Origin of the sequence: Bartonella sp. TT29SHDZB (genome assembly GCF_042193395.1) — a bacterium.
Taxonomy (GTDB): Bacteria; Pseudomonadota; Alphaproteobacteria; order Rhizobiales; family Rhizobiaceae; genus Bartonella.
This window is the reverse complement of record NZ_JBHILQ010000002.1, coordinates 73,749-84,349: the sequence shown is the minus strand read 5'-3', so window position 1 is coordinate 84,349 and position 10,601 is coordinate 73,749. Positions and strand designations below refer to the sequence as shown.

The window sequence follows — 10,601 nt, the reverse complement described above, 5'->3', positions numbered from 1 at the left end:
GAGGTGGTAGTGTACAGTAAGCCCTCTATATACTTCACAGAAGCTTTCCATTATAATATCGAGTACCGTCGTGAAATTAGCTCAGAAGCATTGAGAAATGTCTTTTTTATAAATATGTAAATGTACAACACAATGATATTCTATTGGGGATATTCTATTTGGAACATTCCGCTTGAGGCGTTCTATTTTGCAAGCTAATTTTCATTTTACAATCTTTCTTGCCTTTAAGCACTAACTTATCTTATGTTTATTCTTTAAATCGTTTTTAATACTCTACGAGCTTTTATGTTTTATCTTGCCCATATATCGGATGTACATCTTTCCCCTCTCCCGCAACCTTCCCTTTTTGAACTTTCTGGAAAGCGTCTTACCGGTTATCTGAACTGGCAAAAAAAACGTAAGAGTCAGATGGCAACAGATGTCCTAGAAACTTTACTAGATGCCTTGAACAAAACAAAACCCGATCACCTTGTGATCTCTGGTGATCTTGTCAATCTTGCTCTCGATAAGGAATTTGAACAAGCGCATCGTTGGTTACTTACATTAGGACACCCCCAAGATATTTCTTTGACATTTGGAAATCATGATGCCTATGTCCGCGGAGCTTTACAAAAAGCATGTATCCTCTTTAAACCTTGGATCACAGGTGACAGCCCTCAAAAAAGTGCCTTTCCTTATATGCGCGTTCGCAAAGATGTTGCCATCATAGCAGCTTCTTCAGCCATTGCGACTCTGCCTTTTCAAGCTTCTGGTTATTTTGGTAAAATGCAAGCGCAAACTTTACCGCTCTTTTTAAAGGAAGCAGCACAGCGCAACCTTTTTCGTGTCGTCATGATTCACCACCCTCCCTTTCCCAACGCAACGTCTTGGCATAAAAAACTACGGGATATAAAACGTTTTCTAGACATTATCAAATACCACGGTTGTGAGCTTATTCTTCACGGACATACTCATTTACCCACATTGAATTACATTGAAGGACCAATTAAAAAAATTCCTATTGTTGGTGTTCCTTCCGCATCACAAGCTTTTGGTGATAAAAAACCACCCGCAGGCTTTAACTTATTTTCCATTGAACGCTTACAAAATCAATGGCATTGCCAATTACAACGTTATAGCATTATCAACCCCAAAAACGAGATTGTATGTACTGAAACAATTAATCTTTAAACTCCTTCATAGTTGCCAAAACAACCAAAAACGAAAATATTTTTTTTCATATTCCTTTGGAAATTATAATTCTTATTTCCCTTTTTCTCCTTAAAAGACAAAGTTTCACCTTCTCTGTCAATAAATCAATTTTTCTCAGAGAATTCCATCTGCCGCCCCACTTATGTGACTAGCTTTTTACAAACTTATCGGTTTTCTTCCTTCCCGCCCTAAAGGACGAAAATTCTACCACATCTGATTTATAAATAATTCGGATTCTTGTCTCACGGGTTCCAGCTGCTAATTGCGCATGTGATTTACTTCACAAAGCTCTACACATAAACCCTGCTTTGAATTTCATCATCCACTCCTCCAAAAGCATCTAATGCGTAAAATCCTTATAATATTACAATGATGATATTTTATAGAATAATAGAGAAGCTCACTCAGCTTCTATACCTGAAAATCAATGGCTAAAAAAGCCAAATAATAACTAAAGTATATAATTTCAATAACCAAACCTACTTGTGATTCATAAACAAATGATGTTGATTGATTTATCGTAAATAGATTTGAAATGATCCCTTACTATTTCACTCAACATTTATTATCATATATTAAAAAAGTTATAGATTATATTTCGATAAAAGATATAGGTAATAATGTTTTTTACGTCTCGAAAAATTCCTAATTTTCTATCTTTTTTCCTATAAACAACTTTATAATACTCTTTATAATTATTTTATTACTATAAACTATTATTTATAATATCATATGAAATATCGAATAAAAATTATAATATGAATTTTTATTCGATATTTCGGCTGTAATTTTACGTGCTTTAGAATTTTTTTTGCGATCTTTTTGTTATTAAAAAAGATATTTTATGATAACGCAAAACAGAAAAGTTGATTGTATAAGAGGTCTTTCAAATAAAATGCCATTAGCTTGCAATTCACATGTTGGTTTAAAAAAGCATCTTTAAAGCATCCAAATCCATTTCCCGACGGCACCTATGAATAATGTAATGATAAGTTCATTTAGCAGCACCATCTTTACATTTATGGAAAAGCAAGCTAGGCTAGTATTAAATCTCACACTTTGCCACTCCCCAATGTAGCGACAGCCTTTAGCACTTAAGATGGTTCATAAGAGGCATTTTTATTCCTTCTTTTGTTTTCTATCTCACGGCTCTCCCTCCTTTTGACGTGCAAAAGACGCGGTTTTGATTGGTCGACATGGTATAGGTTTAAAATGAGAAAATCTTATGATACTTGGATCTCTCACTCAACATGACAAAAAATAATTTATTATTTACAAATCAAAGTATTGTTTGAATAAAATAGTAGCTCTTTTGAGTAAAGGATATTTACTAGAACATATCTGAAAAATAAAAGCCTCATTCGAAAATGAGACTTTTGAAGTGTTTAATTCTGCAAAAAATTAAAATTTATAAGCTACACCCACGCGGAAATCGTTTGTCTTGTAGTTCAGTTCAACTTTATCCTGTATGAACTTCTTCTTACCCAAATCTGAATAACGATATTCTGCACGCACAATAATGTTATTAGTCATTGCAAAATCAATACCACCTCCAAAGGTATAACCAACCATTGTCTTTTTTTCATCATGCAACCACTCAGAAAAATCAACTTCTTCATTTTTGCTATCAGCTACTGCCGTAAAAGTATTCCGAAGCTGCGTATAAGCAACCCCTCCGGAAATATAAGGCATCATCCGCTCAATCGGAAAACCAACTTTCACCCGTGTAGCACCAGCCCACTTTTGTTTTAAAGTATTACGTATAGCTTCAATAGGCAACGCTGGAGATTCCTCCTCATGAGAATCTCTTGCGTGATTTGTTCTTTCTAAAGATTTTGATGTTTCTTCCTTTTGATTTTTTGGTAGAGGGATATCCTTCGAATTTTTTTTATTAGACAACATAACATCCGTATCAATACCTATAATAAAACCATTATTGATATCAATATTGAAGCCTGCATAAACGCCCCCGATAAAACCAGAAAGTTTAGGCAAATTCTCTTTTTCAACTGGATTCCATACCCCTGTCTCTTTTTTTAAATAACTTGCAGTCGTTTTGCCTGAAAAGTTTCCAATCTGCCCTCCAAGATAAAATCCTGTCCAAGAAAAAGAAGGCGCTGCAAGAACAGGAACAGGCTGTTCAGGAATAACGCTATCCGCCGCCTGTACGATAGAAATTGAAATTAAAGAAAATATAGATGTTGAGGTTAAATACTTTGTAATCATAATTGCTCCCCTAAAAGCTAATGTGATACATAAATAATGGTCAATCGTTTCACAATTTTTTGAAAAAATCTATAGCAAAAATGACACAGTTAAAAAATTAAAATTAGTTTTAATTAAATAGTATTTAAAAAAATTTAAATATTATTTATAATTTCCAGAAACTATTAATCTATAGTAGCTTTTATAGCTTCATATTAATTATTATTATCTAGAATTAGATAATAATAATATCAATGTTTTGAAAAAAATGAGATAAATCTCATAAAGAATATGATTCACTAAAATAATCACTCAGCGCTTTTTGTATAAAGAATGACACCTAGAATGGAGAATTTTTTCATCACACTTGAAAAACAAGTAGAGAACTTCACTCTAACCCTCTCAAGCGTCTAATGAAATAAAAGACAAAAAATTAATATATAAAAATGGAATTAATAATTTTTATTTATTCTTATAGAATTATTTTAATGCTTCATGATTTTTGTAAAAACTGAACAGACCAATTGCCCAGTTTCTGCAATTAATTTTTCAACACGAAGCAAATCAGGTTCCCCAACACTATTCAACAAAAGGTCACTTAATCCAGGTGGCATGTCATTGGGATCAAGAGAATCATTTAAGCAAAGCCGTATAATTTGACTCAAATTTGTATAAAGACGATAGGCATAATGTAAATCAGCAATACATGACTGATTAAGAAAACTGTTTGGTAAGTGATCTAAAATATCCGCTGTCGTCGCTCCAATTTGAAACTCCATGACATGCGTAATAAGAGAAAATTGAGCAATAAACTCCAAATCCATAATACCACCAGACATCGTTTTTAAATCCCATTGATTTTTTGGCGGCTTTTCCTTTGCAATCAAGGAACGCATTTCACATACTTCTTTTGCAACTTCCTTCTTATCACGAGAAATAGCAATAATTGCACACACTTCATTTTCTAGCTTTTGTAAAAAATCAGGATCTCCTGCAATGCCTCGAGCCCTTGTTAAAGCAAGATATTCCCATATCCATGCTTCTTGGCGATAATACTTTTTAAAAAATGGAAAAGAAACAGCAATAGGCCCTTTATTGCCTAACGGCCGTAACCTTAAATCAACGACATAAAGAACACCTTGGCTTGTAAGAGTGGATAAAGCAGAAACGAGGCGCTGTGCTAAACGCGTATAATATTGAGAGATATAAAGAGGCTTTTCTCCATCAGATATTTCTGCATCATCATCGTGTTCATAAAGCAAAACGAGGTCAACATCGGAATCTGCCGTTAATTCGCGACTTCCAAGCTTCCCCATACCCAATATGCCAACACGCCCACCTTTAATACGACCATGAAGACGAGAAAATTCCTCTTGAACGGTAGCAAATGTTTTTGTAATCATAAGATCAGCAAGCGCAGTAAAAGCAAAACCCGCTCTTTCTCCTGTAATTGTACCGTTTAAAATTCGAATACCAATCAAAAAACGTTGTTCATCTGCAAAAATCCTTAAATGATCAAGAATTTCCTCATAAGAAAGAACATTTTCAAGAAAATATTCAAGCCGTTTTTCTAAATATGTTTTGGTCGGTAATTCTGAAAGAATATTCGGATCTAACATTCCATCAAAAACATGGGATCTGCGTGCAATAATTTCTGCAAGACGTGGAGCTGCCCCCATAATAAGGACAAGCATATCCAAAAGAGAGGGATTAGACTGCAAAAGACTAAAAAGCTGAATTCCTGAAGGTAAGCCCTGTAAAAAACCATCAAAACGCAACATCGCCTCATCAGCTCGTTTTGTCCCGCCAAAAGCTTTCAAAAGAGCTGGCGTTAATTCCGTTAATCTCTCGCGTGCTTCGGCTGATTGCGTTGCTTTATAACGACCAAAATGGAGCGTGCGCATAATACGACAAATATCACTTGCTCTTTCGAAGCCTAAACGGCTTAACGTTATTAATGTCTCCGGATCATCTTCTTCACCTGTAAAAACTAAATTACCAATTTCTAAACCAAGTTCTTGCTCATTCTCAAACAGTGCAGCATAATGTTTTTCAACAACCTGAAGTGTTTTTAATAAATCACGGATAAAACTGCTCCTGTCTTGATAACCCATTAAATAGGCAACACTCGTGAATTGAGCTGTATCATTTGGAAGAAGATGTGTTTGTTCATCGAAAAGCATTTGAATACGATGTTCCACATTTCGAAGAAATGCATAACTTTTTATAAGGCTATTTCTCGTTTTCTCACTGATCCAACCAAGCGTGTGAAGTTCTGCTAACATTGCAACTGTCTGACGTCCACGTAATTGAGGAAAACGTCCACCAGCAATGAGCTGCTGTGTCTGAACAAAAAACTCAATCTCACGAATACCCCCACGACCTAACTTTATATTATGCCCATAAGCTGCAATTTGACCGTAATTTTTATGCGCATGAATTTGACGTTTGATCGAATGAATATCAGCAATAGCAGCGTAATCTAAGTATTTCCGCCACACATAGGGAAAAAGCTCTTTGAGAAAGTTAAAACCTGCCCTCTTATCGCCAACAACTGGACGTGCTTTAATCATAGCTGCTCGTTCCCAATTTTGCCCACGCCCTTCGTAATAACGCAATGCAGCCCTTACTGGTAAGGCCAAAGGGGTTGATCCTGGATCTGGACGAAGACGAAAATCAAGACGAAAAACATATCCTTCCGCAGTGCGTTCTTGAATGATACGGATTAATCGGCGTACCATTTTAGAAAATACGTCAACACTTTCAGAAATATTACCAATATGAGGTGATGTTTCATCAATGAAAACAATAAGATCAATATCAGAAGAATAATTAAGTTCCCCTGCTCCTAATTTTCCCATCCCTAAAATAATTAAACCACAATCTTTTTCTGGATTCTCACGGCTTAATAAATTGATCTTACCATGATCATGCGCTTCTCTTAATAGAAAACGTAGTGCTACACTTAATGCTGCTTCACCCAAACGAGTTAACCAAGCACATGAAACTTCGTAAGTAAAAACACCACCCAAATCAGCTAAAGCAATGAGAACATGCGCTTCTCGTTTTTTGCGCCTTAAAGCAGCCATCAATGAAGTTTCATTTATAGATTCATCCTTATCAATAGCCGTAATATCATCTATAATTTCGCGCAGCCTTGTTTCTATATCAACATTTAATAAAGCACTAAGATATGATGGATTGGCAATTAAAACCTCACGCAAAAAAGGAGATAAGGTCATAACCGAACTGATAAAATCAATCTGCGTTCCACTCTCTGAAATGATGGAAACAAGCGATTCTAAACCTTCTTTCCTTGCTTGTTCTTCCATGTCTTTTAACCATTGGGAACCACTTTTATCGAGAGGACATAAAGGGAGAAGCTGTGTTTTTAAAAAAGCTTGTTTCGTCTCTGCTCCCTTGAAAAGCATTTTGCCTTCCTTTCTATTGCTTTATACTTTTAAAATAGTTGTTACGTATGAAAAGAGAAAAGTGAAGAAAAATATCTTTAAGGAAATAACAAAATAGCCCTAAGCCCTGGATTTGCATTTTCAAGTAACAATTCACCCCCGTGAAGCTTCATAACCGCTTTTGCTATACTTAAACCAATCCCAAACCCAGGTTGTGTGCGACTTTCTTCAAGACGAACAAATCGTTCTGTCACTTTTTCACGTTTATCCTCTGCTATTCCTGGTCCATTATCGCTTACAACAACTAATAAATGTTCATCACGATATTCCATTGATAAGCAAACCTCTGCTTTCCTTTCACCTTTAGAGGCATATTTAATGGCATTATCTATAAGATTAAAAATTGATTGTGCAATAAGCTCACGATTCAACTTAAGCTCTTTATCAAATATATTCCCCAACCGAAGTAAAACACCTGACTCTTCAGCAAAAGGTTCGTAAATCTCAACAGCATCCTCAAGGATCAGTTTCATATTCATCATTTCAAGATGCTCAATTGCACTGCTGGCCTCAATACGTGAAATCATTAAAATCGCATTAAACGTACAAATAAGTTGATCTGATTCTGCAATAACCCTATCAAGGACCTGACGATACTCAAGCTTTGTCTTATTTCCTGAAAGCGCCTCTTCAGCGCGATTTCTAAGACGCGTTAACGGTGTTTTCAGATCATGAGCAATATTATCTGATACTTGACGTAAACCAATATTTAACTCTTCAATGCGGTCTAACATAACATTAAGATTGGTTGACAATCGATCAAACTCATCCCCTACTCCAGAAACAGGTAAACGCCCACTGAAGTCACCATCCATCAAGCGCTGTGATGCAGCCGTTACATGATCAATCCTTTGTAAAGCTCTCCTGCCAACAAAAAACCATATGAGTAAAGCGCCTCCAACCATTGCGGCAAGTGCAATGATCACAGCTTTACGAATAACCACTGCAAAACGTTCTGGCTCATCCAAATCACGTCCTATAAGAATCTTCATAGCATTAGGCAAATCAACAATAACCGCCAAAGCGCGATGTTCACTTGTTTTGCCATGTTCTCCAAAACGGGAATACAAAAAAGAGGTAGAAATAAAACCACTCTGATTCAAAAGACCTAATTCAATACGTGCTACATTTCCTGCTAAAATACGCCCCATAGAATCCGTGACCAGATAAAGAAATGCTCCTGGTTGTCTTGAACGATAATCAATAGTGCGCATTAATAAGGATAATCCCCCATAATTATAAGCATTTTCAATATACTTTAATTCTTCATGTAAAGCCTGTTCAGTTTGCTCTGTTAACAATGAAGCAGAAAATGCCGTCATATAAATAGAAAGTCCTGTTGCCACCAATCCAAACAATAAAATGTAAAGTGCTGAAAGCCTTAGCGCCGTCGTGCGCATTATATTAATCAAACGATTCATGCTTTGTTATCTGGTACTTTTAGCATATATCCAGCTCCACGCACTGTATGGAGAAGGGGAACATCAAAATCTTTTTCAATTTTGGCTCTCAAACGGGAGATATGGACATCAATGACATTCGTTTGTGGATCAAAATGGTAATTCCAAACATTTTCCAAAAGCATAGTGCGTGTAACAACCTGCCCCGCATAACGCATCAAATATTCAAGTAAACGAAACTCTCGTGGTTGCAATAGAATGTTTCTATCACCTCGTTTTACCGTATGTGCTAACCGATCAAGCTCAAGATTACCTACACAGTAAACAGTTTCTGCTTCTTTAGGATTTTTCCGCCGTTGTAAAACTTCAACACGCGCAAGAAGTTCAGAAAAAGCATAAGGCTTTGTCAAATAATCATCTCCCCCTGCACGCAGCCCCGTTACACGATCATTAACTTGCCCTAAAGCAGACAGGATAAGAACCGGTGTTTCATTGCCTTTAGCGCGCAATTCAGCAATAATAGAAAGACCATCACGATGCAAAAGCATTCGGTCAACAACCATAACGTCATAATTTTCCGTGGTTGCTAAAGCGTATCCCGTATCCCCATCATAAGCAACATCAACAGAATGCCCTACTTCCAAAAAAGCTTTTTCGAGATAATGCCCCGTCTCATGATCATCTTCAATAACGAGTATCTTCATAAAACGTATCTCCATTATTTTATTATGTTGTAGGGCAAATATGTAATAAACATTTGTCCTACAACTAAAGTCTTATTTTTTGAAAATTGGAAGAGCAACAAAACGATTTTGATCATTTGTTCGCACTTGTAAGAGTATAGCCTTTCTTCCTAACTGCTGAGCATTTTTGATTGTGTTAATAATATCAGAGACTCGTTTAACCGGTTTATTATTTACTGTGACAATGATATCACCAGGGCGTATCCCTTTATCTGCAGCATCTGAATCGGTATCGACATCCGTTACGACAACCCCTACACCATCATCAGAAGGCATAACAATCAGACCATAATCTTCCAATGTTTCATCTAAATCACTCTGTCCATTTGAATGTTTTGAAGTCTCTTTCTTACTTTCATCTTCAGACATTGCAGCGAGTTTAACCTTGATGCTCTCCTCCTTACCTGATCTCCAAATCCCTATGGTTACCATTTCTCCTGGTTTAATATTTGCAATACGTTTCGCCAGCTCACGCGCATCCGCAACTTTTTCATTATTCACTGAAATAATGACATCACCCGCTTTAATACCAGCCTTTTCTGCCGGTCCTTTTAACGGATCAGTAACCAAAGCACCTTTGGCTTCTTTCAATCCTATTGAATCGGAAATCTCCTTTGTTACCGGCTGAATCTGAACACCTAACCAACCACGTTGAACTGAACCTTTTTCAATAAGTTGTTGTACAACCTGTTTTACAGTCGCTGCTGGAATAGCAAAAGCAATCCCAACATTTCCTCCAGAAGGAGAAAAAATTGCTGTATTAACCCCAACAACCTTTCCATTAAGATCAAACGTTGGCCCACCAGAGTTTCCTCTATTAACAGCGGCATCAATCTGAATAAAATCATCGTACACACCAGTGCCAATATCACGTCCGCGTGCAGAAACAATACCTGCTGTCACAGTTCCACCAAGACCAAATGGATTCCCAATGGCAACAACCCAATCCCCAACACGAAGCTTTGAATCATCACCAAAATCAACATAGGAAAATTTTCTTTTATCATTCACTTTTAATACGGCAAGGTCGGTTTTGGGGTCTTTCCCAATGAGCTTTGCGTTCAATTCTGTACCATCATCAAGAACAACAGTATAACTTGTTCCATCAGAAATCACATGATCATTGGTCACAATATAACCATCAGACGAAATAAAAAAACCCGATCCAAAAGCAACTGGACGGAGTCTCTGCGATTGGTGCGGAAATTTATTTTTAGGTTTATCAAAATCATAAAACTCTTTAAAAAATCTTTTTAAAGGATGCTGATCTGGTAATTGATCAAGTCCTGGACCACTAAAAAAGTTGCTAAAGAACCTATCTTCTTTCTTTTTATTGCTCTTTACTTGTACTGCTACAACGGCTGGTTTCACTTGAGCAACAATATCGGCAAATCCCTGTTGTTGTATTAACGAAGTCAATACAGAACTTGCATGAGCCTTTGTCATCCACAAGCTTGATGTACATCCACTAAAAAACAGTGCACTTTCCAATATCGCAGAAAAACTCACTGCGACAAATGTTTTAAAGAAAGCCTTTTTAACCATTTATTCTATGCTCCTATTCAATCATACCTTTATTTCAATTCCGATCA

The 10,601-nt window shown here is 36.4% G+C and carries 6 protein-coding genes; 1 reads left to right on the top strand and 5 read right to left on the bottom strand.

Annotation, left to right across the window (positions count from 1 at the left end; all coding sequences use genetic code 11):
• Nucleotides 1–285: 285 nt before the first annotated feature.
• Nucleotides 286–1,170: a metallophosphoesterase family protein gene (locus tag ACFIJJ_RS01555; protein ID WP_375622269.1), complete on the top strand. Its 885-nt coding sequence runs from the start codon at nucleotides 286–288 to the stop codon at nucleotides 1,168–1,170.
• Nucleotides 1,171–2,592: 1,422 nt separating this feature from the next.
• On the opposite strand, the gene ACFIJJ_RS01550 is transcribed toward ACFIJJ_RS01555, so the two are convergent.
• From ACFIJJ_RS01550 to ACFIJJ_RS01530, 5 genes are all read right to left on the bottom strand, one after another.
• Nucleotides 2,593–3,417, bottom strand: coding sequence for an outer membrane protein (locus ACFIJJ_RS01550; protein ID WP_375645739.1), 825 nt, complete (start codon nucleotides 3,415–3,417; stop codon nucleotides 2,593–2,595).
• A 464-nt stretch (nucleotides 3,418–3,881) separates the two neighbouring features.
• Nucleotides 3,882–6,827, bottom strand: a complete 2,946-nt coding sequence (locus ACFIJJ_RS01545; RefSeq protein WP_375645737.1) for a bifunctional [glutamine synthetase] adenylyltransferase/[glutamine synthetase]-adenylyl-L-tyrosine phosphorylase — start codon at nucleotides 6,825–6,827, stop codon at nucleotides 3,882–3,884.
• A 77-nt stretch (nucleotides 6,828–6,904) separates the two neighbouring features.
• Complete coding sequence (locus tag ACFIJJ_RS01540) at nucleotides 6,905–8,287, bottom strand: ATP-binding protein (protein WP_375622272.1); 1,383 nt, start codon at nucleotides 8,285–8,287, stop codon at nucleotides 6,905–6,907.
• Entirely contained in the window at nucleotides 8,284–8,970 is a 687-nt protein-coding gene (locus ACFIJJ_RS01535) for a response regulator transcription factor (protein ID WP_273791552.1), read from the bottom strand. The genes ACFIJJ_RS01540 and ACFIJJ_RS01535 overlap by 4 nt, the downstream gene beginning before the upstream one ends.
• A 72-nt stretch (nucleotides 8,971–9,042) precedes the next feature.
• On the bottom strand, nucleotides 9,043–10,554 hold the full coding sequence (locus ACFIJJ_RS01530; RefSeq protein WP_375622273.1) for a Do family serine endopeptidase: 1,512 nt from the start codon (nucleotides 10,552–10,554) through the stop codon (nucleotides 9,043–9,045).
• Nucleotides 10,555–10,601 lie beyond the last annotated feature (47 nt).